This window comes from Allobosea sp. TAF32 (genome assembly GCF_052113585.1).
In the GTDB taxonomy this organism is placed as follows: Bacteria; Pseudomonadota; Alphaproteobacteria; order Rhizobiales; family Beijerinckiaceae; genus Allobosea.
Window position 1 is genome coordinate 1 of sequence record NZ_JBFRDM010000001.1, and the last position, 21,828, is coordinate 21,828.

The 21,828-nt window shown below is 66.5% G+C and carries 19 protein-coding genes; 10 read left to right on the forward strand and 9 right to left on the reverse strand.

Annotated features, from left to right (window positions below; translation table 11 throughout):
* Nucleotides 1–469: 469 nt before the first annotated feature.
* On the reverse strand, nt 470–1,336 hold the full coding sequence (locus tag AB4Z16_RS00005) for a LysR substrate-binding domain-containing protein (RefSeq protein ID WP_441509276.1): 867 nt from the start codon (nt 1,334–1,336) through the stop codon (nt 470–472).
* A 202-nt stretch (nt 1,337–1,538) separates the two neighbouring features.
* Between AB4Z16_RS00005 and ilvD the strand changes: the two genes are divergently transcribed.
* The 3 genes from ilvD to AB4Z16_RS00020 all read left to right on the forward strand — a co-directional run bounded on the left by ilvD (nt 1,539) and on the right by AB4Z16_RS00020 (nt 5,696).
* Nucleotides 1,539–3,380: a dihydroxy-acid dehydratase gene (ilvD, locus tag AB4Z16_RS00010; RefSeq protein WP_441509277.1), complete on the forward strand. Its 1,842-nt coding sequence runs from the start codon at nt 1,539–1,541 to the stop codon at nt 3,378–3,380.
* A 195-nt stretch (nt 3,381–3,575) separates the two neighbouring features.
* Nucleotides 3,576–4,682, forward strand: coding sequence for an HPP family protein (locus tag AB4Z16_RS00015; protein WP_441509278.1), 1,107 nt, complete (start codon nt 3,576–3,578; stop codon nt 4,680–4,682).
* A 78-nt stretch (nt 4,683–4,760) separates the two neighbouring features.
* On the forward strand, nt 4,761–5,696 hold the full coding sequence (locus tag AB4Z16_RS00020; RefSeq protein WP_441509279.1) for a hypothetical protein: 936 nt from the start codon (nt 4,761–4,763) through the stop codon (nt 5,694–5,696).
* Nucleotides 5,697–5,752: 56 nt separating this feature from the next.
* On the opposite strand, the gene AB4Z16_RS00025 is transcribed toward AB4Z16_RS00020, so the two are convergent.
* Nucleotides 5,753–6,238, reverse strand: coding sequence for a hypothetical protein (locus tag AB4Z16_RS00025; protein ID WP_441509280.1), 486 nt, complete (start codon nt 6,236–6,238; stop codon nt 5,753–5,755).
* 244 nt (nt 6,239–6,482) lie between these two features.
* Here AB4Z16_RS00025 and AB4Z16_RS00030 point away from each other — a divergent pair, with 244 nt between their 5' ends.
* Both AB4Z16_RS00030 and AB4Z16_RS00035 read left to right on the forward strand, forming a co-directional pair.
* Entirely contained in the window at nt 6,483–6,926 is a 444-nt protein-coding gene (locus AB4Z16_RS00030; RefSeq protein ID WP_149131092.1) for an Lrp/AsnC family transcriptional regulator, read from the forward strand.
* Between the two features lie 188 nt (nt 6,927–7,114).
* Complete coding sequence (locus AB4Z16_RS00035) at nt 7,115–8,245, forward strand: saccharopine dehydrogenase family protein (RefSeq protein ID WP_441509281.1); 1,131 nt, start codon at nt 7,115–7,117, stop codon at nt 8,243–8,245.
* Between the two features lie 36 nt (nt 8,246–8,281).
* On the opposite strand, the gene AB4Z16_RS00040 is transcribed toward AB4Z16_RS00035, so the two are convergent.
* A complete protein-coding gene (locus AB4Z16_RS00040; protein ID WP_441509282.1) occupies nt 8,282–8,896 on the reverse strand; it encodes an HAD family hydrolase in 615 nt (204 codons plus the stop codon).
* 124 nt (nt 8,897–9,020) lie between these two features.
* Between AB4Z16_RS00040 and AB4Z16_RS00045 the strand changes: the two genes are divergently transcribed.
* Together AB4Z16_RS00045 and AB4Z16_RS00050 are read left to right on the forward strand one after the other, a co-directional pair.
* Nucleotides 9,021–9,893 (forward strand): protein-methionine-sulfoxide reductase heme-binding subunit MsrQ, encoded by an 873-nt coding sequence (locus AB4Z16_RS00045; protein ID WP_441509283.1) that lies wholly within the window; start codon nt 9,021–9,023, stop codon nt 9,891–9,893.
* 247 nt (nt 9,894–10,140) lie between these two features.
* Nucleotides 10,141–11,871: an MFS transporter gene (locus tag AB4Z16_RS00050; protein WP_441509284.1), complete on the forward strand. Its 1,731-nt coding sequence runs from the start codon at nt 10,141–10,143 to the stop codon at nt 11,869–11,871.
* A gap of 79 nt (nt 11,872–11,950) precedes the next feature.
* Here AB4Z16_RS00050 and AB4Z16_RS00055 read toward each other — a convergent pair whose 3' ends face one another.
* On the reverse strand, nt 11,951–12,748 hold the full coding sequence (locus tag AB4Z16_RS00055) for an undecaprenyl-diphosphate phosphatase (RefSeq protein ID WP_441509285.1): 798 nt from the start codon (nt 12,746–12,748) through the stop codon (nt 11,951–11,953).
* Between the two features lie 258 nt (nt 12,749–13,006).
* Here AB4Z16_RS00055 and AB4Z16_RS00060 point away from each other — a divergent pair, with 258 nt between their 5' ends.
* Genes AB4Z16_RS00060 through AB4Z16_RS00070 form a run of 3 tightly spaced genes read left to right on the forward strand, consistent with a single transcriptional unit; the run spans nt 13,007 to nt 15,698 of the window.
* Nucleotides 13,007–13,699, forward strand: coding sequence for a glutathione S-transferase family protein (locus AB4Z16_RS00060; RefSeq protein WP_441509286.1), 693 nt, complete (start codon nt 13,007–13,009; stop codon nt 13,697–13,699).
* Between the two features lie 11 nt (nt 13,700–13,710).
* Nucleotides 13,711–14,835 (forward strand): tRNA epoxyqueuosine(34) reductase QueG, encoded by a 1,125-nt coding sequence (gene queG / locus AB4Z16_RS00065; protein ID WP_441510086.1) that lies wholly within the window; start codon nt 13,711–13,713, stop codon nt 14,833–14,835.
* Nucleotides 14,832–15,698 (forward strand): SDR family oxidoreductase, encoded by an 867-nt coding sequence (locus tag AB4Z16_RS00070; RefSeq protein WP_441509287.1) that lies wholly within the window; start codon nt 14,832–14,834, stop codon nt 15,696–15,698. Before queG ends, AB4Z16_RS00070 begins: the two co-directional genes overlap by 4 nt.
* Before the next feature lie 104 nt (nt 15,699–15,802).
* Here AB4Z16_RS00070 and olsB read toward each other — a convergent pair whose 3' ends face one another.
* From olsB to AB4Z16_RS00095, 5 genes are all read right to left on the reverse strand, one after another.
* Nucleotides 15,803–16,654: a l-ornithine N(alpha)-acyltransferase gene (gene olsB / locus AB4Z16_RS00075; protein ID WP_441510087.1), complete on the reverse strand. Its 852-nt coding sequence runs from the start codon at nt 16,652–16,654 to the stop codon at nt 15,803–15,805.
* A gap of 204 nt (nt 16,655–16,858) precedes the next feature.
* Nucleotides 16,859–18,946 carry a hybrid sensor histidine kinase/response regulator gene (locus tag AB4Z16_RS00080; protein WP_441509288.1) on the reverse strand — a complete coding sequence of 696 codons (2,088 nt, stop codon included), beginning with the start codon at nt 18,944–18,946 and terminating at the stop codon, nt 16,859–16,861.
* 161 nt (nt 18,947–19,107) lie between these two features.
* On the reverse strand, nt 19,108–20,661 hold the full coding sequence (locus tag AB4Z16_RS00085) for a YifB family Mg chelatase-like AAA ATPase (protein WP_441509289.1): 1,554 nt from the start codon (nt 20,659–20,661) through the stop codon (nt 19,108–19,110).
* Nucleotides 20,662–20,777: 116 nt separating this feature from the next.
* Entirely contained in the window at nt 20,778–21,434 is a 657-nt protein-coding gene (gene msrA / locus AB4Z16_RS00090) for a peptide-methionine (S)-S-oxide reductase MsrA (protein ID WP_441509290.1), read from the reverse strand.
* Nucleotides 21,435–21,517: 83 nt separating this feature from the next.
* Nucleotides 21,518–21,778, reverse strand: coding sequence for a hypothetical protein (locus tag AB4Z16_RS00095; protein WP_441509291.1), 261 nt, complete (start codon nt 21,776–21,778; stop codon nt 21,518–21,520).
* Between the last annotated feature and the right edge of the window lie 50 nt (nt 21,779–21,828).

Below are 21,828 nucleotides of genomic sequence, written 5' to 3' on the forward strand. Positions count from 1 at the left end.
ACGGAGACATCTACAGATTACCGAAGTAACCCGCGATGGCTCTTGTATAAACGCAGCACACCGAAGTCTCGTTCGACCTAGGCCTAAGCCCAGATCCGCAAGAACTCGCCGTCCACGTTTCTCTTTCTGTCTTCAATTTTCAAACAGCARGGCTTCAACAAAACCGACAGAACCTCAYCCGGCGAACCGGCCTCAGCCCCARCGTCCTTAGGAAGCGCAGAAGAGGCGCCGCTCAGCGGCGGCGCCGTCTCGATGGGTGGCTTATAGGGCGCGCCCCTTTTCACTGTCAACGCCGATTTTGAAAGTTTTTCGACAACGCCAGAATTTTTAGTGAATTCAATAAGTTATCTGGAATCATGAGTTTTCCACAAGGTCGGGAGCGCCATTCTCGCCCGCTCCAGGGCCAAACCGGCGCCATTCCTCATCAGGCCAGAGGGAAGATGCCGCGAGAACGCGAGAGCCCGTGCCTTCAGGATGCAGCAGGCGCATCGCTCAGCGCTTCCGCCAGGAAGTCGCTCAGGGCCACCACGGCCGCCGCCGCGCGCCCCGGCGCCTGGTGCAGTGCGATCTCGGAGGCCGGCAACGCCGGCAGCCCTTGCTCCGGCCCCAGCAACTGCAACTCCGGGCGTGCGGTGCCGGCCTTGACCACGGTCAGCGCCGCGCCCGATGCCGCCATGGCTTCGACAGCGCCGATGCTCGACGAGGAGAACAGGATGCGCCAGCGCAGCCCGGCTTCGTTCAGCGCTTCCAGCGCCCATTCGCGAAACATATTGGGCGCCTTCAGCAAGGCGAGCTGCAGCGGCTCCTCCAGCGAGAAGGCAGCCCGGTCCGAGCAAGCCCAGACGGTGCGTTCCCGGCGCAAGACCTGGCCACGCCCATCGCCGGCCTTCTGCGTGGCGAGAACCAGGTCGAACTCTTCGCCGAGGCTGTTCAGCAGGTCGCGGGTGAAGCCGGTCGTGACCTCGAGCTCGACCTCGGGATGGGAGCGGGCAAAGCGGGCGAGCGTTTCCGGCAAGACGATGGTGGCGTAGTCATCCATGACCGCCAGCCTGACTCGGCCGCTGACGCTCTGCGCATTGATGACGTCGAGCGCCTCATCATGCAGCGAGACGATACGGCGGGCATAGCCGAGGAACTGCTCGCCCGCGCGCGTCAGCAGCACTTCCTGCGGCGAGCGCTGCAGCAGCGTCTGCCCCGCCAGCTCCTCGAGCCGGCGGATCTGGGTGCTGACCGTAGACTGGCTGCGGAACAGCGCCGCCGCCGCGCGGGTGAAGCTGCGCAGCTCGGCGACCGTGACGAAGCTGCGCAGCAGATCGACGTCGATATTGCGCAGCATGGTGCAGCAGCCCTCGCCTCTTCGCGTTCCAGCGGGTGTCGTTATGCCAATTCGGAAACCATCTGTCCCGTAGGCAGAGCCTGTGGCCGCCATGCGCGGCGCCGATCATGGAAATCGAAGAATTCAATTTTGTCGCAGGGCGCGGCAACGGTAGTTTGCCGCCCAACGGGACATCAGGAGCCCGAGACCGGAGACGCATGAGATGCCCAGGCTGAGATCCGCAACCTCCACCCATGGCCGCAACATGGCCGGCGCCCGCGGCCTGTGGCGCGCCACAGGCATGAAGGATGGCGATTTCGGCAAGCCGATCATCGCCGTGGTGAACTCCTTCACCCAATTCGTGCCGGGCCATGTCCATCTCCAGGATCTCGGCCAGCTCGTCGCACGCGAGATCGAGAAGGCCGGCGGCGTCGCCAAGGAGTTCAACACCATCGCGGTCGATGACGGCATCGCCATGGGCCATGACGGCATGCTCTACAGCCTGCCCTCGCGCGAGCTCATCGCCGACAGCGTCGAGTACATGGTCAACGCCCATTGCGCCGACGCGATGGTCTGCATCTCCAACTGCGACAAGATCACTCCGGGCATGCTGATGGCGGCGATGCGCCTGAACATTCCGACCGTCTTCGTCTCGGGTGGACCGATGGAGGCCGGCAAATTCATCGCCGAGGGTGTGCTGAAGAAGGTCGACCTCGTCGATGCGATGATCGCGGCGGCGGACGACAAGTATACCGACGCCGAGGTCGACGTGATCGAGCGCTCGGCCTGCCCGACCTGCGGCTCCTGCTCGGGCATGTTCACCGCGAACTCGATGAACTGCCTGACCGAGGCGCTCGGCCTCGCCCTGCCCGGCAACGGCTCGACGCTCGCCACCCATGCCGACCGCAAGCGCCTCTTCGTCGAGGCCGGCCATCTGATCGTCGATATCGCCCGCCGCTACTACGACCAGGACGACGAGAGCGTGCTGCCGCGCAATGTCGGCTCGTTCAAGGCGTTCGAGAACGCGATGACGCTCGACATCGCCATGGGCGGCTCGACCAACACGGTGCTGCACCTGCTGGCGGCGGCCCATGAGGCCGAGATCGACTTCACCATGGCGGATATCGACCGGCTTTCGCGGCGCGTGCCCGTTCTGTGCAAGGTCGCCCCGGCCGTCGCTAACGTGCATATGGAAGACGTCCACCGCGCCGGCGGCATCATGGCGATCCTCGGCGAGCTCGACCGCGCCGGGTTGATCGACACCTCGCTGCCGACCGTGCACAGCACGACGATGGCCGATGCGCTGGCACGCTGGGACATCACGCAGACGCAGAGCGAGGCGGTGCGTTCGTTCTATAGCGCGGCGCCGGGCGGCGTGCCGACCCAGACCGCCTTCAGCCAGAGCCGACGTTTCGAGGAACTCGATATCGATCGCGAGAAGGGCGTGATCCGCAGCGCGGAGCATGCCTATTCGAGGGATGGCGGGCTCGCCGTGCTCTCCGGCAACATCGCTCTGGACGGCTGCATCGTGAAGACGGCGGGCGTCGACGCCTCGATCCTCAAATTCTCCGGCCCTGCGGTGATCTTCGAGAGCCAGGACGCGGCGGTCGACGGCATCCTCAACCGCAAGGTCAATCCCGGCGACATCGTTCTGATCCGCTATGAGGGGCCGCGCGGTGGGCCCGGCATGCAGGAGATGCTCTATCCGACGAGCTATCTGAAGTCGAAGGGGCTCGGCAAAGCCTGCGCGCTCATCACGGACGGCCGGTTCTCGGGCGGCTCCTCCGGCCTCTCCATCGGCCATGTCTCGCCGGAAGCGGCCGAGGGCGGCGCGATCGGCCTTGTCGAGAGCGGCGACATCATCGCGATCGACATCCCCAATCGCAGCATCTCGTTGCAGGTTTCCGACGAGGAGCTGGCGCGCCGCCGCGCAACGATGGAGGCCAAGGGCAAGGATGCCTGGAAGCCGTCCGCGCCGCGCAAGCGCAAGGTCTCGACCGCGCTCAAGGCCTATGCTGCGACGACGACGAGCGCCGCCAAGGGCGCGGTGCGCGTGGTCGACTGATCATCCTCAGGTCGACCGGCCAGCCCGGCCGGTCGACCTTTTCACAGAGATCGAATTTCCACACCCCGTCACGGGACGAACGATTTCTGCTTTTCACGCCCTCCGGCGCGGCCGCAGCAGCAGAATCGCATTGTCTGGACACATTCTCCGGCGTATTGAGCCTGCCGAAATTTTGAGCAGCGCCAGCCGAGTTCAATGTCCCTCCCCGTTCCCGACCCACAGACCAGCCGACGCTGGCGCGGCAGGTTCTTCGCGCCGATCCTGGCCGGCGCGACATGGCGAGACCGACTCGTCGCATGCTTCGGCGCCCTGATCGGGGTCGGGGCGACCGGGCTTATCTGCGGGCTTCTGCTCGGCAACGATCCCCATCTGCCGCTGCTTGCCGCGCCGATGGGCGCCTCCGCCCTGCTCCTTTTCGCCATCCCGTCGAGCCCGCTCGCGCAACCCTGGTCGATTGTCGGAGGCAATACCGTCTCGGCGCTCATCGGATTGCTCGTCGGCCGTTACGTTCCCGAGCCCGCCATCGCGGCCGGCAGCGCCGTTGCACTTTCCATAGCCGCCATGTCGCTGCTGCGCTGCCTGCATCCGCCCGGTGGGGCGGCGGCCTTGACGGCCGCGCTCGGCGGCCCGCTCGTCTCGGCCTACGGCCTCGGCTTCGCCTTCGTGCCGGTTGGGCTGAACGCGCTGGTGCTGACCCTGTTCGGCGTTCTGTTTCACCGCTTCTCCAGCCATAGCTATCCGCATCGTCCTGTGGCCGCCGCCAATCCACACGGAACGAAGGACCTGCCGGCCAGCCAACGTATCGGCTTCAACGAGGCCGATATCGATGCCGCGCTCGGCGATCTCGGCGAGGCCTTCGACATCGATCGCGGGGATCTCGACCAGTTGCTGCGGCGCGTCGAGATGCATGCGCTCTCGCGCTCCCAGGGCCTGCCGCGCTGCGCCGACATCATGTCCCGCGACATCGTCCGCATCGACCGACACGGCGGGATCGAAGCCGCACGCGCGCTCCTGCTCGAACATGGCGTTCGTGCCCTGCCCGTCGTCGATCACGACAACCGGCTGCTCGGCATGGTCGGGCTGCGCGAGCTGACGCGACCGGGCCTGCGCGTCGACGATGTCATGGCCCCGGCCCGCACCGCCGGCCCCGATGCCCACGCCATCGAGCTGATCGCGCCGCTGACCGATGGCTGCCGCCACGCCGTCGGGATCGTCGACGAAGCGCAGCATCTGCTCGGGCTGGTGACGCAGAGCGACCTGCTCGCCATGCTGCTCAAGCCGCTGCGGCAGGAAGCCGCCTGATCAGCGCGGCACCAAAAAACGTTCCCCCTTTCGCCCGTCCTCCTTTAGCTTGCCGCCAATCTCATCGGAGGAACCGCAATGCGGGCCGCGGCCGTCGCCTTGATCTGCCTTTTGTCGCTTCCTGCGGAGGCGGCCGGCCCGTTCGGAAAGATCGTCGTCGGCAACTGGTCGGGCGGTACCTTCACCAACGACCAGACCGGCGCCTTCTCGCATTGCGCCGTCAGCGCCCGCTACAAGAGCGGCGTGACGATGCTGACCTCGGTCACCGCGCAGTATTCCTGGCTGCTCGGCTTCACCAGGCCCGACTGGAAGCTCAGGGCCGGCGAGACGCTCAATCTCCGGCTCGTCTTCGACCGCAGCTCGACCATCGATGTGACCGCGAACATCAAGACACCGACGCTGCTCACCATCGCGATGCCGGCGCAATCCAATCTGATCAACGCCTTCCGCCAGGGCCGCTACCTCGAGCTGATCGCCAATGACGCACGCTATACCTTCGCGCTGACCTCGACCGGCGAGATGCTGCCGGCTCTGGTCGAATGCGTGAAGCAGAGCGCCAATGCACGCGGCCCGGTGACACCCGGCGCGCCCGCTCAGGCTCAGACGCCCGAGGCGGCGGAGAAGGAGCGCGCGGCACGGGCCGAAAAGAAGGCGCTGCTGGAGAAGACACGCGACCTGATCCGCAGCAAAATGCTGGCCTGCATCGGCCGGGAGGGAACGCCGATGCTGCTCACCGACGAGAAGGCGGAGGTCGTCGCCAAGGCGGCCATGCTGTTCTGCAAGGGGGACGTCGACGCGCTGACCAACGCCACGATCGAGCTGATCGAGACCGAGGACGGGCGCCCCGCCAATCGGGGGGCGGTCCGCGAGGCGGCGGAAAAGCGGGTTCAGGAAGTGGTGACGGCACATATCATCCGCGCCCGTGGCGAGATGCTCGGCAAGGGGCAACGGCCGTCCGAACCTGCGCCGGCGAGACCGTCCGACCCTGCTTCTCGTCCGTCGCAGATGCTCTGAAACGCAAAACGCCGCGCCTTGTGGCGCGGCGTTTCGAACGCTGATCGATGCGAGGATCAGCCCTTGAGCTTGGTGTTGCACTGGCTCCAGTAGCCGCCGCCCTTCTCGATCCATTTCAACTCGCCATTGGCGTTAGCCGCCTTGTTGGCGTTGTACTGGTCGACGCAGGTCTTGAGGCGCGCCTTGCCGGCGGTCTCGTTCGAATATTTCTGCGAAACGGCCTTGGGGAAGACCGCGGCCCTGGCCTTGGCGGACGGCATCGCCATGGGCTTGCCGGCCGGAGCGGCCGTCGTCGCGGCCGGAGCGGCAGGCTTCGCCGGCTCGGCCGGCACCGCAGCCGCGGCCTCGTCGTCGGCGGCATCGTCGTCACCACACTGGGCCTTGCGGAAATCGTTCCACTTCTGGCCCTTGAGCGTATTGGCCTTCTTGGCGTCCTGATACTTGACGCTGCACTCCTTCATCGTCAGCGCCGAGGCCGGCGCCACGGTGAAGGATGCAAGAGCAAGGGCCGATGCGGATGCGAGAATGAATGTCCTGAACATGACCTTCTCCATGGCAAAGCGTACTGCCGCCGGTCGGCATGCCACTCCGATTTACGCCCCGAGGCAAGCCCTTTTCCGGCACGCCGAATAACCTTTCGCCTGCAAAATGTTCCTTTGTAGGCAAGCCCTTGCGCGATCGCGGAGAGAAGGCCGGAGAGTAAGCCCGGCAGATCTTTCAGTCTCTCCTTGCCGGGTCGCCCGATTTCCCTGCTATATGACGGCCCATCGCACATCTGGAGACGATATGGCACGGCCCTCCGACGCCGCGAAGGACCGCGAGCTCATCCGCATTCTCACCGAAAATGCGCGGCTTCCCCTGTCCGACATCGCCAAGCAGCTCGGCGTCTCGCGAGCGACCGTGCAGGGACGGCTGGCCCGGCTGGAACGCGACGGCGTGATCGCCGGCTACACCACGATCCTGGGCAAGGCGACCCGGCCCGCCACCACGATCTCCGCCCTCATCCTGATCGAGCTCGAGGTGAAGCAGCAGGGCGGGGTGGTCGCAGCCCTGAAGAAGCGGCCCGAAATCGTGCAATGCCACACGCTGAGCGGCCATTTCGATCTCTCCGTCAAGATCGAGTGCGAGACGGCGAGCGACCTCGACACCATCATCGACTGGATCGCCGAGATGGAAGGCGTCCGGCGCACAACGTCCTCCGTGATTCTGGCCCGGAAATTCGAGCGCTGACGCTGGCACGACGGCGCGGCCGGGAACCGCATTGTCGATTTCCCATCGATATGGCGCATATCCCCTCATCTCGCGCGCACATCGCTGCGTGCAGCGGCGATCCGCTCGTTAAAGCCTGCGCTGCCTGAAGCGATGAATGACGAGAGAGGGAGGTGCCTTGCCTGCCCGACCCGTCAGGAGATCGCGACATGACCATCCAGAAGCAACGCATCGCCGTGCTCGGCGCCGGCCAGATCGGCGTCATCATCGCCGGCATGCTGGCCGAGCAGGGCCATGAGGTGACGCTGGCCGACGCTTCCGCGGCGCAGCTCAAGCATGCCGCCGGCGGCCGCTTCGCCACCGCAACGGTCGACGCCGCCGACCTCGGCGCGCTCAGCGCCTTCCTCAAGGACCGCGACATCGTCGTCAGCGCCTGCCCGTACTTCCTGAACAAGGGCATCGCCAAGGTCGCGGCCGAAACCAAGACCCATTATTTCGATCTGACCGAGGACGTCGCCACCACCTCCTACATCAAGGAGCTCGGCGCCACCTCCGAGGTCGCGCTGGTGCCGCAATGCGGTCTGGCCCCCGGCTTCATCTGCATCCTCGGCGCCGACATGGCCGCTCGCTTCGAAAATGTCCGCGCCATCAAGATGCGCGTTGGCGCGCTGCCGCTCTATCCGACCAATGCGCTGCGCTACAACGTGACCTGGTCGGTCGACGGCCTGATCAACGAATACTGCAACCCCTGCGAGATCGTCTTCGACGGCCAGCCGACCCTGGTGCCGGCGCTCGAAGGCATCGAGAGCGTGATGATCGACGGCGTCGCCTACGAGGCGTTCAACACCTCGGGCGGGCTCGGCACCCTGACCGAGACGCTCGCCGGCAAGGTGCGCAACATGAGCTACAAGACACTGCGCTATCCCGGCCATGCCGAGATCATGAAGCTCCTGCTGCGCGATCTCGATCTCGCCGACGACCGCGAGACCCTGCGCCGCATCCTCACGCATTCCGCGCCCTTCACCCGCAAGGACGTGGTCGTGATCTTCGTGACCGGCGTCGGCGAGCGCCGCGGCCGCCTCGAAGAAGAGAGCGTCGTGCTGCGCTATGACGGCAATGACGAGCTCGGCGCGATCCAGCTCACCACCGCTGCCGGCTGCGTCGCGATGGTCGAGCTCTTCCTCGCCGGCAAGCTGCCCGCCAAGGGCTTCGTGCGCCAGGAAGATGCCGTCCTCGCCGACTTCCTCGCGACCAAGGCGGGCACCCGGCTGGTGCGCGAGGCGCGCGGCGTCGACGCCGAAGGCCTTGCCCCCACCGTGGCAGTCAAGAGCGCGGCCTGAGGGCTCGCGCTCCCTCCGACAGTCAGGCTCTGCCCGTCAGAGCCTGACGCCCAGGCCGCGCAGCTCGGCGCGCAGGTCGATGGGCTCGACGAAATGGACGGTCCGCATGCCGATACCGCGGGCCCCAACGATATTCTTCTCGCTGTCATCGACGAAGACGCAATCGCCGGCGTCGAGGCCGTAGCGGCCGAGCAGCACCTCGTAGATCGCCGGGTCCGGCTTCAGCAGCCGCTCATGGGCGGAGACGACGACGCCGTCGAAGCTCTGCAGGAACGGGAAGCGGATCAGGCATTCCGCCCATTTCTCGCGCGAGAAATTGGTGATGGCGTAGACCTTTTCGCCCTGTCTCTTCAGCTCTTCCAGAACCGCGACGCTGTCGGCGATGGTGTGGGGCACGCTGTCATGCCAGCTTTCATTGAAGGCGCGGATCTCGCGCTCCCATTCCGGATGCCGCGCGACCAGCAACGCCACGCCCTCCTCCCAGGAGCGGCCGCGATCCTGCTCCAGATTCCAGTCGCCCGTGCAGATGTTCTGCATGAACCAGTCGAGCCGCTCGGCCTCCGGGATCAGCGCGCTGTAGATCAGCCGCGCGTCCCAGCGCAGCAGGACATTGCCGACATCGAAGACGACGGTGGGATTGCTGGAAGCCATCGTGAAACCCGCTTGAAATGGACCGGCAGGACAGCCCATTCACACGCTTGTGTCCAGACGTGCAGGACAGTGGCCGACCCTATCGTTTATGCCGGGGCATGACCCTTCGCATCGGAGACCGCCCGTGAAAGCATGGCTGCCATGGACCGACCGACAGGGCCGCTTCTCGCCCTTGCGGGCCGCGGCCTTCGCATTGCTGTTCGTACCGGCGCTGCTCCTGCTCCATGCCGCCTGGATGCATCAGCTCGGCTCCAAGCCCTGGACCGAAGCGATCCACCAGACCGGGACCTGGGCGGTCAGGATCCTCATCGTCACGCTCGCCGTCTCACCGTTCCGGCGGCTGTTCGACTGGGGCAAGCTGATCGGCATCCGCCGCATGGTCGGGCTCGGCGTGATGGCCTATGCACTCGGCCATCTCTGCCTCTACTTCATCGACATGGCGTTCGATTGGGGGCTGATCGTCTCCGAGATCGTCAAGCGCTTCTACCTGACCATTGGCTTCGTGGCGCTCCTCGGCCTTTGCGCGCTCGGCGCCACCTCGACCGACGGCATGATCCGCCGGCTCGGCAAGAACTGGCAGCGCCTGCACAATCTCGTCTATCCGATCGCGATACTGGCGCTGCTGCACTTCGCGCTGCAATCCAAGATCGATGTCACCGAGCCGGTGCTGACGAGCGGGCTCTTCCTGCTGCTGATGCTCTATCGCGGCCTGTATCGCTGGAAGCTGCCGGTCTCGGTTCCGGCCCTAGCCGGCATCGCGCTTCTCGCAGGGCTGCTCACCGCTGGGCTGGAAGCGGGCTGGTATGCGGCGACTTCCGGCGTCTCGGCCTGGCTGGTCTTCCAGGCCAATGCCGACATCCTGATCTATCAGGATTACGCCTCGCTGCGGCCGTCGCATTGGGTCGCCCTGGCCGGGCTTCTGGTCGCATTCGGCCATGGCTTGCGCGCCCGCAAGCCGCGCCCGCCACGGCAGGTGCGCCAACCCGCGGTGGCGTAAGAGACCGTTTGGAACCTCCAGCCCTCATCCTGAGGAGCAGCCATCGGCCGAGTCTCGAAGGATGATCCAGATGTCTCCTGAGCCTCCTGGAGCATCCTTTCGAGACGCCATTCCCAAGGGAATGGCTCCTCGGGATGATGGCTCAGTCAATTTTCAAACGGGCTCCAAGGAGAAAAACGTTCCAAGTTTCGACATCTTCCCGATGGAAAGGATTTCCCCTCCCGCACTCATGCTCTAACCCTATGGCATGCCTGACGACCCGCACGCCCAGCCCACGGCCGATGTCATAGAAGCCGAGCTCGCCTCGGAAGGCATCAAACCAGCGCAGGCCCGGGTCTCGCCCTTCGTTCCGCTGCAGCAGCCGATTTTCCGCGCCGTCTGGTTCGCCAGCCTCGCCTCGAATTTCGGCGGCCTGATCCAGGCGGTCGGTGCCTCCTGGATGATGGCCTCGATCTCGCCTTCGGCCGAGATGGTGGCGCTGGTGCAGTCCTCGACCACGCTGCCGGTGATGCTGTTCTCGCTGGCCGCCGGTGCCATCGCCGACAATTACGATCGCCGCCGCATCCTGCTGGTCGCGCAAATCTTCATGCTGCTGGTCTCCATCGGCCTGGCTGCCGTCGCCTGGTTCGGCCTGATCACGCCCTGGCTGCTCCTGACCTTCACCTTCCTGATCGGCTGCGGCACGGCGCTCAACAACCCGGCCTGGCAATCATCGGTCGGAGACATGGTGCCGCGCCGCGACGTGCCGGCAGCGGTGACGTTGAACAGCGTCGCCTTCAACATCGCCCGCAGCGTCGGCCCGGCCATCGGCGGCGCCATCGTCGCGGCGGCCGGCGCGGTCGCGGCCTTCGCCATCAATGCCGTCAGCTACATCCCCCTTCTCATCGTGCTGGCGCGCTGGCGGCCGCCCAAGGTCGAACGTCTCCTGCCGCGCGAGACGATGCTGATCGCGATGGGCGCGGGCGTGCGCTATGTCGCGATGTCGCCAAATATCCGCTCCGTCATCCTGCGCGCCTTCGTCTACGGCTTCGGCGCCATCGTCGGGCTGGCGCTATTGCCGCTGATCGCGCGCGACCTCGTCCGCGGCGGCCCGCTGACCTATGGCGTGCTGCTCGGCGCCTTCGGCGCGGGCGCGGTGGCCGGCGCCTTCATGAGTGCGCGCCTGCGGCGGGCGATGAGCACGGAAGCTCTGGTTCGCTCCACATTTACCGCCTACGCCGTGGGCGTCATTTTCGTCGCGCTCAGCTCGACCATGCCGCTGGCGATGGCCGGGCTCTTCGTCTGCGGCGCCTGCTGGGTGCTCGCGCTCTCGACCTTCAATGCCACGGTGCAGCTCTCGGCCCCGCGCTGGGTCGTCGGCCGTGCGCTCGCGACCTACCAGATGGCGGCCTTCGGCGGGATGGCGACCGGCAGCTGGGCCTGGGGCCGGCTCGCTCAGCATTTCGGCGTCGAGAAGGCGCTGCTGATCTCGGCGGTCACGCTGCTGGCCGGCGCCGCGCTCGGGCTGCGCTACCGGCTGCCGCCGCTGGAGGAGCTCAATCTCGATCCGCTCAGCCGCTGGCGCGAGCCGAAGGTCGCGGTCGACATCGAGCCGCGCTCCGGCCCGGTGATCGTGACGATCGAATACATCATCAAGCCGGAAGACGTCGTCGCCTTCCTGACCGTGATGGCGGAGCGGCGTCGCATCCGGCGCCGTGACGGCGCCCGGCACTGGACCCTGCTGCGCGATCTGACCGATCCGACGCTCTGGATCGAGCGCTACGACAGCCCGACCTGGGTCGAATATGTCCGGCAGAACCAGCGCGTCACCCAAGCCGATGCCGAGATCGGCGAACAGGTACGCGCGCTACATAGCGGGCCGAACCCGCCGGTGGTCCACCGCATGATCGAGCGGCAGACAACCTCCCTGCCGCAATTGCCGGCGGCGAGGTCTCCGACGCTGGCTGACTCGCTGGCCGACTCATCGCGGCCAGCCTGAGATGGAGTCGCATCGTCACTGCGGGGCTTCGCGCCAGCGACGCGCCCTGAAATGACGGGCGCTCCCCAGGTCGGTCCGGTCAGCCGACGATCCAGAGGCCGGCGAGACCGACCATGCCGACGATGATCCGCCACCAGGCAAAGGGGGCGAAGCCGCGCTTCGAGACGAAGTCGAGGAAGCTGCGCACCACGATCAGCGCCGAGAAGAAGGCCGCGATGAAGCCGACGACGATCAGGATGCCGTCATCAAAGGTCAGGTCCTTGTAGCTCTTCAGCAGATCATAGGCGAAGGCGCCCGCCATGGTCGGCATGGCGAGGAAGAAGGAGAATTCCGCCGCGGCGCGCTTGCTGGCGCCGAGCAGCATGGCGCCGACGATGGTGGAACCCGACCGCGAAACGCCTGGGATCATCGCCAGGCACTGGATCAGGCCGATCTTGAAATACATCGGCAGCGGGAAAGTCGTGGCGTCGGTGTGCTTCTCCTGCAGCTCCATCTCGTCCACGACGAGCAGGATCAGGCCGCCGGCGATCAGGGCGCAGCAAACGATGAACGGGTTGAACAGCACGCTCTTGATGAAGCCGTGCAAGGCGGCGCCGATGATCGCGGCGGGCAGGAAGGCGATCAGCACGCCGATGACGAAGCGCCGGGCGGAAGGGTCCGTCGGCAGGCGTCGCGCGATGTCCAGCAGGCGGCGGAAATAGACCAGCAGGATCGCGAGGATCGCGCCGAGCTGGATCAGCACCTCGAAGGTCTTGCCGTTCGACTCGAAGCCAAGGAAATGGCCCAGCAACAGCAGATGGCCCGTCGAGGAGACCGGCAGGAACTCGGTGAGGCCCTCGACGATGCCGAGGACGAAGGCTTCGATCAGGTTCTGCATGCGGGAGATCCTCGCGCGAATCAGACCGCACCTGGCCGGGCGTCGGTCGTCGTCTCGTCGGCTTACGCCCAGGCCTTTGCAAATTGGTTACCACTTTGCGAAGGAGCCGGGACAAATTGCAGGCACCCGCATTGCCGCGGCTTGTGACGCTTTTCAGGCATGACTATAGCAAGCCTCGCCGCCCCTTCGGATCGCGACAAAGTCCGGCGGCCCTGCTTCCGACGCATTTTGCCTGCTTCACAAGTCTTCATGAGTGCCATGGCGACCCTGTACCATTACCCGCTATGTCCGCATTCGCGTTTCATCCGTCTCGTACTTGGCGAGTTCGGCATGGAGGCCGAATTGGTCGAGGAACGCGTCTGGGAGCGACGACGGGAATTCCTCGAGCTCAACACGGCGGGGACGACGCCCGTCTTCCAGGAGCAGAACGGGCTACCTGTGCCCGGCGCGGGACCGATCGCGGAATATCTCGACGAGACCCGCGGGCTTGCGCTCGGCGATCGCCGCCTGCTGCCGGAAGGGCCCGGCGAGCGCGTCGAGGTGCGCCGCCTGCTCGACTGGTTCAACGTCAAGTTCCATGAGGAGATCACCGGCCCGCTCGTGATGGAAAAAGTGATGAAGCGGTTCATGAGCCGCGACGATGGCGGCGGACCGCCGGAAATGAGCGCGATCCGCGCGGCTCGCGCCAATGTGCGCTATCATCTGCGCTACATCTCCTGGCTGCTGGCCAAAAGGAACTGGCTCGCGGGCTCGCAGCTGAGCTATGCCGATCTCGCGGCGGCGGCGCATCTGTCCTGCGTCGATTATCTCGGCGACGTGCCCTGGGAAGAGGATGAGGCGGCTCGCTCATGGTATGCGAGGATCAAGTCGAGACCGAGCTTCCGGCCGCTGCTGAGCGACCGCATGCCCGGCATGTCTCCGAGCGCCCATTACGACAATCTAGACTTCTGAGCGGCGAGAAGCTGAAGCGCGCCGTCGCTGAGCGGGCGCTCGGTGAAGGCTTCGCCGTGATGCGCGTCGCCGCGGCCGACGCCATACCCGAGGCGCCCGAGCGGCTCGAAGCCTGGCTCGCCAGCGGCTATCAGGGCGAGATGAGCTGGATGGAGGAGCGCCGCGACCAGCGCGCCGATCCGCGCCGGCTGTGGGGCGAGGTTCGCTCCGTCATCATGCTCGGCATGAACTATGCGGGCGACGGGGATCCGCTCGCGACGCTGGCTCAGCCCGACAAGGCGACGATTTCGCTCTATGCGCGCCGGCGCGACTATCACGACGTCATCAAGGGCAAGCTCAAGAGCGTGGCCGGGCTGCTCGCCGCGCGCGGCGGCGCCGACGTCAAGGTCTTCGTCGATACGGCCCCGGTGATGGAGAAACCGCTGGCGCAGGCGGCCGGGCTGGGCTGGCAGGGCAAGCACACCGTGCTGGTCTCGCGCGAGCACGGCTCCTGGCTGCTCCTCGGCGCGATCTACACCACCGCGGAGCTGCCGGCCGATGCGGCCGAGCGCGATCATTGCGGCTCCTGCCGGCGCTGCCTCGACATCTGCCCGACAGACGCCTTTCCGGCGCCCTACCGGCTCGATGCGCGCCGCTGCATCGCCTATCTCACGATCGAGCATCCCGGCCATATCGACGCGGAGTTGCGGCCGGGCATCGGCAACCGCGTTTTCGGCTGCGATGACTGCCTCGCCGTCTGCCCCTGGAACAAGTTCGCGCAGACCGCGCAGGAAACCCGGCTCGCTCTCAAGGACGAACTCGACGGGCTGGACCTCGCCGCACTCGCTCGCCTCGACGACGCCGCGTTCCGCACGCTCTTCGCCGGGACGCCGGTCAAGCGCACCGGACGCGACCGCTTCCTGCGCAATGTGCTGATCGCCATCGGCAATAGCGGCCGGCCGGAACTTGCCGAGAGCGCCCTGCCCCATCTCGCCGACCCTTCGCCGCTCGTCCGTGCCATGGCGGTCTGGGCGCTCGGCCGACTCGCTCCCGAATGTGTCAGCAAGCGCGCCACGGCGGGACTCGCCGGCGAAGACGATCCGCAAGTGCGCGCCGAATGGCTCGCAGTGACGCCTCAGACGGAAGACGCCGCATGAACATCCTGATCCTCGGCCTCGGCTATTCGGCCGGCTTCTTCGCGCGCGCCGCGCTGGCGCGGGGATGGGAAGTGACCGGCACCGTCCGCTCCGCCGAGAAGGCGGCGCAGATCAGCCGCGAAGGCATCAGGACATTGGTCTTCGGCGGCTTCGCCGTGTCCTCTGCGCTCAGCAAGGCGGTGACGGAGGCCGACGCGGTGCTCGTCTCGGTGCAGCCGGCTGAGGATGGCGACCCGGCGCTCGGCCCGCTGCGCGGCGCGCTCGCTGCGGCGCCCAACCTGCGCTGGATCGGCTATCTCTCGACGATCGGCGTCTATGGCGACCAAAGCGGCGCCTGGATCGACGAAGCCACGCCGCCGGCTCCGACCAACGCCCGCACCCGCCAGCGCGTCGCGATCGAGGAGGCCTGGCTGCAGCTTGGGCGCGACAGCGGCAAGCCGGTGCAGATCTTCCGTCTTTCCGGCATCTACGGCCCCGGCCGCAACGCCATCACCAAGCTGCGCGAGGGCAAGGCGAACCGGCTGATCAAGCCGGGGCAGGTTTTCAACCGCATCCATGTTGACGACATCGCTGGCGTGCTGATGGCCTCGCTGGCGCAGCCCCGTAACGGCGCGATCTACAACGTCACCGACGACGAGCCGGGGCCGCCGCAGGACGTCGTCACCTTCGCGGCCGAACTGACCGGCCTCGAACCGCCGCCGGAAATCCCGTTCGCGCAAGCACAGCTCTCGCCGATGGCGGCGAGCTTCTACGGCGAGAGCAAGCGCGTCTCGAATGCGCTGGTGAAGCGGGAGTTCGGCTACGCCTTCCGCTACCCGACCTATCGCGAGGCGCTACGGGCGCTGGCCGCAGCCGGCGAATAGTGAGAGCAACCTGGCGCTTCCATCGCGAGGTTTCTCTCAGTTCTCGTTTCATCGCATTTTCTTTACGCGAACCGGTGCCCACTTCGCTCGAAAATGCTCTAGCGTCAGGCCGCGCGACGCGGGGTCTCGCCGCCATAGTAGTCGGCGTAGCGCTTGTCGATCGCCGAGACCGGCAGCACGACGAGCACGTCGGTGGTACCGAACTGGCGGTCGATCACGGCGCCGGTGCCGAAGCGCGCTCCGATCCGGAGATAGCCCTTGATCAAGGGGGGCAACTCCTTGAGCGCGAGCTTTGCGTCGATCATCTCCGACGGCAGGCGATCCATGCCCACGAAATGCTCGGGATGCGCAGCCGCGGCCCATTCGCCCTGCGAGCGAGCCTGATGGTGCAGGAAGCTCAACGGCAGGGCCAGCGAGTCGGGATCGGTGCCGTCGAAGGAGGCGCAGCCGAACATCGCATCGATGCGGTGATGCTGGAGATAAGCCCAGATACCGGACCAGAGCAGCTCGACCGTCCGCTTGGTGCGGTAGGGCTTCAGCACGCAGGAGCGGCCGAGTTCGAGGAAGCGCTGACCGGGATGGCGCGCGAGCAGCGGCGCCAGATCGAATTCGCTCTGCGTGTAGAAACCGCCGAGCCGTTCGGCCGCGCTCTGGCGCATCAGCCGGTAGGTGCCGACGACCTTGGGCTTGGTGCCGCCGAAGCGGCCGCGCGCCGCATGATCGATGACGAGGAGATGGTCACAGGCCTTGTCGAAGCGGTCGGCATCGCGGCGGAACATCCGCGAGACGACATCGGGCTTGGCCGACATTTCCTGGTAGAAGACACGGTAGCGCAGGCGCTGCGCCCGCCAGATCTCGCGCGGGCCGCGCGCCAGCCGAACTTCGAGCGAACCGAGCCGGCCGAGCGTGCCCGCAAGCGGCGGAGCCTCACCGGGTTCGGCGCCGAAACGCCGCATCGGGCCGCCCGCGATCAGCATCAGCGGAGCGAACCGGGTGAACGCATTGCCGGCTGAAAACCGGGAGGGCAGCGCGTTCTTGCTATCAGAAACGTGCAATGCCATCGCGAATCTCGATCCCTCAGCCGCGTTCGGCCTAGAGGTAGGCTTGCCCGGAGGATCTTACAACTTCGCGACAAAACAGCGTCGAAGCGATGACTGCCGTCAAGCCGAGAGGCTGCCTGCCGGCGGTAGCGAGAGGCGCTCCAGCCAGCGCAGCAATGCCGCGCGCTCCAGCGGTTTGGCGAGACAATCATCCATCCCCGCTGCGAAAGCCGCTTCCCGATCGGCTTCCGCGACATTCGCGGTGACGGCGACGAGCGGCAAGGCGGAGGCGCGCCCGAGCCGGCGTTCGAGCGCGCGGATGGCGCGCGCGCAATCAAGACCCGTCATCACCGGCATGCGCACATCGAGAAGGGCAAGCGCCAGCGGCGGAGCCGCGCCGGCAAAGCTGGCCTCCACGCGCTGCAGAGCCTCGCGCCCGTCGCGCGCCCAGAATGCGACGCAACCAAAACGTTCGAGCGTGCGAACGACCAGCAGCGCGTTGATTTCATTGTCCTCGGCCACCAGCACATGAAGGCCGGTGCCGGGCGAATTGCGAGCGGATGCAGTGGCATTCGCGATTTCGCCCATCGCCGGAAGCCTATGCGGGAAGTCCGCATCGAGCCGTTCATAGAGCGAGCGCGTCCGCACCGGCTTGATGAGAAAGCCGGAGAAGCCCGCGGCCTGCGGCGCACCGAACTGCCGCCGCTCCAGAGGCGAGAGCAGGATCAGGCAATCGCGGATGCCCGACGCAGCGACCGCTGCCGCGAGATCCTTCGCCGGCATATCGCCGAGTGCGTGATCGATCAGAACCGCTGTCGGGCGGGTTTCGCCGATCAGCTTCACCCGCGCCGATTCGGCGGTCGTCGCGACGGAGACCGCGGCCCCGGTCACCCGGATCGCTTCCGCCAGGAAGCGCGCCGCGAACGGAACAGGCGAGACCAGCAGGATATGCTGTTGCGGCCAATGCGGAATGCCCGGACGCGGGGCATCCGCAGCTGCCGCGAGCGGCAGGGTGACGCGGAAGGTTGCTCCTTCGCCTAGCCGGCTTTCGGCCCTCACTTCGCCCGCCATCAAATCAACGAGGCGCCGGACGATCGCCAGCCCGAGACCGGCTCCGGACTGCCGTATGCCGGCACCATGTTCGACCTGTTCGAATTCGCTGAAGATATCCTCGAGCCGGTCGACGGGAATGCCCGGCCCGGTATCGGCGACGGTGATCTCGACGCCCGCACCCGACAGCCGCAGGCTGAGACCGACCCCGCCGGCTTCGGTGAACTTCACCGCGTTTCCGACGAGGTTGAGCAGAATCTGGCGCAGGCGGTCGCGATCGCCAATGAGGCGCGTGGGCAGCTCGGGCGCAATATGGGCGGAGAGCTCGATGCCCTTCGCCTGCGCCCGCGGCGCCACGAGTTCCGCCACCGTCTCGACGAGCTGGACGACGTCGAAGGGTTCCTCGACCAATTCGAGCTTGCCGGCCTCGACCTTGGCGAAATCCAGGATATCGTCGACCAGCGCGAGCAAGGCCTCGCCGGAGGTCCGCAACGCTGCAATATAGGTCGCCTGCTCGGCATCGGGGCCGGTATCGGTGAGAAGGTCAGCCATCCCCAGGATGCCGTTGAGCGGCGTGCGGAACTCGTGGCTGACGGTGGCGAGGAAGCGCGATTTCGCCTCGCTCGCGGCTTCGGCCCGGGCGCGTGCCTCGACCAGGGCGTCCTCGCCGGCGATACGCGCGGAGATGTCGCGGCCGACGCGTTGGATGAGCGCCTTCCCGCCATGTCCCGCAACCGCCGTCTCGACCCAGGAAATCCAGCGCTCGCCCTCATACGTCGCCAGACACTCATCGAAACTGCGGGCTCCGCCTTCGAGCAGTTGCGCTGGCCGACTGGCGAGTTGCGGCAGCTGCATCTTGCTGCCGACGAGATCGACCTCGCTCGCGCCGAACAGCGCCCCATAAGCCCGGTTGGCATAGACGATGCGCGCACCGTCGCGCCTGACGATCAGGTCGCCCTGGGCTTCGATCAGGCTGCGATAGCGTTCCTCGCTATCGGCGAGTGTCCAAAGCCGGTCGTTGAGATTTTCGGTATCGCGGAGCAAAGCGGCGACCTGCCGCCGCAACTGTTCACGCTGGAACAGGAGCCGGGCAATCAGCAGGCATAGCGCGAGCGCGGCGCCTCCGACGATGAGCCATGACCAGAACGAAGAAACCATGCCCTTCGATCTAGCCCTCGTCCCTTGAGAAAGGCGCCTGCGAACCCCGCAGATTCGCCGTTCGGCCTTCAGGATCGGTTAATCAAGAATACGTCGAGCTCATCGCATCTTGCGCGGTCTTCGGACGAGCCATCTGCTGCGCTCGAAAACGCGCCACGCGATCAGGCCGCCTGAACGAGCTCGCCACCGCGCGAGCGATAGGACAGCGCCTCCGCCAGATGCAGCCGCCCGACCTTGGCCTCGCCGTCGAGATCGGCGAGCGTGCGGGCTACTTTCAGCACGCGATGATAGGCCCGCGCCGTCAAGCGCATCGCCTCCGCGGCATCGCGCAAAAGGGCGAGCCCGGCATTATCGGGCCGTGCGATCTCTTCCAGCACCGGCGGAGGGCAGGCCGCATTGGTGCTGACGTGGCCCAGGCCGCGCTGAGGCAGTTCCAGCGCCTCGAAGCGCGCGCGCTGGCGCTGACGGGCGGCTGCGACTCTCGCGGCGACGGTGGTGGAGTCCTCTCCCGTCGATGGCCGGATCAGGTCGGCAGCGGTGACCGCGGGGAGATCGATGGCGATATCGATCCGGTCGAGCAGCGGACCGGACAGCCGAGTCTGATACTGCGCCATGCAACGCTCGTTCGGCTGGCGGCGGCAGGCGAAACCGGGCTCCGTCGCCTTGCCGCAGCGACACGGGTTCATCGCCGCCACGAGCTGGAATCTGGCGGGATAGGTGACCCGGTGATTGGCGCGAGAGATCAGAACATCGCCGGTCTCCATCGGCTGACGCAAAGCATCCAGCACCTGCGGCTGGAACTCGGGCAGCTCGTCGAGGAAGAGCACGCCGTGATGGGCGAGCGAGACCTCCCCCGGCTTGGCATGAAGGCCGCCGCCGACGAGCGCCGCCATCGAGGCCGAATGGTGCGGTGCCCGGAACGGGCGCCGATCGGTCAGGGCGCCGTCGGCGAGATGGCCCGCGACCGAGAGCACCATCGAAACCTCGAGCAACTCGCGCGGCGAAAGCGGCGGCAGGATCGACGGCAAGCGGCTCGCCAGCATCGACTTGCCGGCTCCGGGAGGCCCGTTCATCAGGAGATTGTGCCCGCCGGCGGCGGCGATCTCGAGCGCGCGGCGCGCGCTCTCCTGCCCCTTGATATCGACCAGATCGGGCAGAACTCCGCCTTGACGGGCCACTGCCGGCTCGGGCCGCGCCATCACCTGCGTCCCCTTGAAATGGTTGGCGAGCTGGATAAGCGAGCGCGGCGCCAGAATATCGATATCGGCGGCGGCCCAGGCAGCTTCCGGACCGGAAGCAGCGGGACAGATGAGACCCTGCCCTCTTGCGTAGGCAGCAATCGCTGCCGGCAGGACACCGGCCACCGGCGTGATCGAGCCGTCAAGGGCGAGTTCCCCGAGCACGGCATATCCGGCGAGTGCATCGGCGGGAATCGCGCCGATCGCCGCCATGACCGCGAGCGCGATCGGCAGGTCGTAATGGCTGCCTTCCTTGGGCAAATCGGCCGGTGCCAGATTGACGGTGATACGCTTGGCCGGCAGGGCAAGCCCCGAGGCGATGAGGGCGGCGCGCACCCGCTCGCGGCTCTCGGCGACGGCCTTGTCCGGCAGCCCGACCAGAATGAAGGCGACGCCGCCGGCCGCGACCTGCACCTGAACATCGACGGCGCGCGCTTCGATCCCCTCGAACGCCACCGTCGCGACCCGCGTCACCATCTCGGCCTCGCCCCGTTCCCCTTGGGGACGCTAGCGGAGCTTCAGCGGCAGCGCAAGAACATATCGAGAACCTTCGAATAAGCAGGGAGGCGGGCGCCTCCCTGTCCCGTCAAAGTTCAGGCGTCGACGCCCAGGCCCATCTGGCAGGCGACACCGGTCCCACCGAGGCCGCAATAACCTGCCGGGTTCTTGGCGAGATACTGCTGATGGTAGTCCTCGGCGAAGTAGAAGGTCGGCGCCTCGCGGATCTCGGTCCTGATCGGACCGTAGCCGCCGGCGGCCAAAGCCTTCTGGTACTCGGCGCGGGACTTCTCGGCAGCGGCCTTCTGCTCGGCGTCATAGGTGTAGATCGCCGAGCGATACTGCGTGCCGATATCGCCGCCCTGGCGCATGCCCTGGGTCGGGTCATGGTTCTCCCAGAAGATCCTGAGCAGATCCTCATAGGCGATCTTGGCGGGATCGTAGACCACCAGCACGACCTCGGTGTGCCCGGTCAGGCCGCTGCACGCCTCCTCATAGGTCGGATTCGGCGTCGTGCCGCCGGCATAACCCACGGCGGTGACCCAGATTCCCTCGCCGCTCTGCCAGAACTTGCGCTCGGCGCCCCAAAAGCAGCCGAGCCCGAACAGCGCCTTGCGCGTGCCTTCCGGATAAGGGCCGGCCAGCGCGCGTCCGTTGACGAAATGGGTTTCAGCGGTGGGAATCGCAGCGGGACGGCCCGGCAGGGTCTCGGCCGCCGTCGGCATCTCGGTCTTCTTGCGCAAAGAGAACATTTCTCGCTCCGTTCGTTCGAGCTTCGGCGCCTATGTAAGCCTCCTGCGGCCCTTCGCACAGGGGGGCTTCGCGAGCCCGCGCTTCACCGACGCGTGACGATGCCGATCAGCGGCTCCGGCTGCCGCCCCAGCCAAAGCAGCGCGAATCCGAGCAGAAGCGCCGCGAGCGAAGTCGGCAGCCGCATCACCGACAGCAGCATGGGATCCCAGAGCAGTGGATGGAGATTGCGTTCGATGGCCGGCTGAATCTGCGCGTAGCGCTCGTGGATCAAGGCCGTCAGGGTTTCGCTCACCGCGGTGAAGCGCAGTGCCGAATTGGCGATGGAACGAGCGCCGTCGATCACAAGCGCGACGAAGCCGGCCGCGACCCACAGATATCCCAACACTCGTAGAA

Coding starts and splice junctions, on each gene's coding strand:
- AB4Z16_RS00005 (WP_441509276.1), bottom strand. CDS start 1,336: ATGCTGCGCAATATCGACGTCGATCTGCTGCGCAGCTTCGTCACGGTC.
- AB4Z16_RS00080 (WP_441509288.1), bottom strand. CDS start 18,946: ATGGTTTCTTCGTTCTGGTCATGGCTCATCGTCGGAGGCGCCGCGCTC.
- msrA (WP_441509290.1), bottom strand. CDS start 21,434: ATGTTCTCTTTGCGCAAGAAGACCGAGATGCCGACGGCGGCCGAGACC.
- AB4Z16_RS00035 (WP_441509281.1), top strand. CDS start 7,115: ATGACCATCCAGAAGCAACGCATCGCCGTGCTCGGCGCCGGCCAGATC.
- AB4Z16_RS00040 (WP_441509282.1), bottom strand. CDS start 8,896: ATGGCTTCCAGCAATCCCACCGTCGTCTTCGATGTCGGCAATGTCCTG.
- AB4Z16_RS00070 (WP_441509287.1), top strand. CDS start 14,832: ATGAACATCCTGATCCTCGGCCTCGGCTATTCGGCCGGCTTCTTCGCG.
- AB4Z16_RS00030 (WP_149131092.1), top strand. CDS start 6,483: ATGGCACGGCCCTCCGACGCCGCGAAGGACCGCGAGCTCATCCGCATT.
- olsB (WP_441510087.1), bottom strand. CDS start 16,654: ATGCGGCGTTTCGGCGCCGAACCCGGTGAGGCTCCGCCGCTTGCGGGC.
- AB4Z16_RS00085 (WP_441509289.1), bottom strand. CDS start 20,661: ATGGTGACGCGGGTCGCGACGGTGGCGTTCGAGGGGATCGAAGCGCGC.
- AB4Z16_RS00060 (WP_441509286.1), top strand. CDS start 13,007: ATGGCGACCCTGTACCATTACCCGCTATGTCCGCATTCGCGTTTCATC.
- AB4Z16_RS00055 (WP_441509285.1), bottom strand. CDS start 12,748: ATGCAGAACCTGATCGAAGCCTTCGTCCTCGGCATCGTCGAGGGCCTC.
- AB4Z16_RS00025 (WP_441509280.1), bottom strand. CDS start 6,238: ATGTTCAGGACATTCATTCTCGCATCCGCATCGGCCCTTGCTCTTGCA.
- ilvD (WP_441509277.1), top strand. CDS start 1,539: ATGCCCAGGCTGAGATCCGCAACCTCCACCCATGGCCGCAACATGGCC.
- AB4Z16_RS00015 (WP_441509278.1), top strand. CDS start 3,576: ATGTCCCTCCCCGTTCCCGACCCACAGACCAGCCGACGCTGGCGCGGC.
- AB4Z16_RS00020 (WP_441509279.1), top strand. CDS start 4,761: ATGCGGGCCGCGGCCGTCGCCTTGATCTGCCTTTTGTCGCTTCCTGCG.
- AB4Z16_RS00050 (WP_441509284.1), top strand. CDS start 10,141: ATGCCTGACGACCCGCACGCCCAGCCCACGGCCGATGTCATAGAAGCC.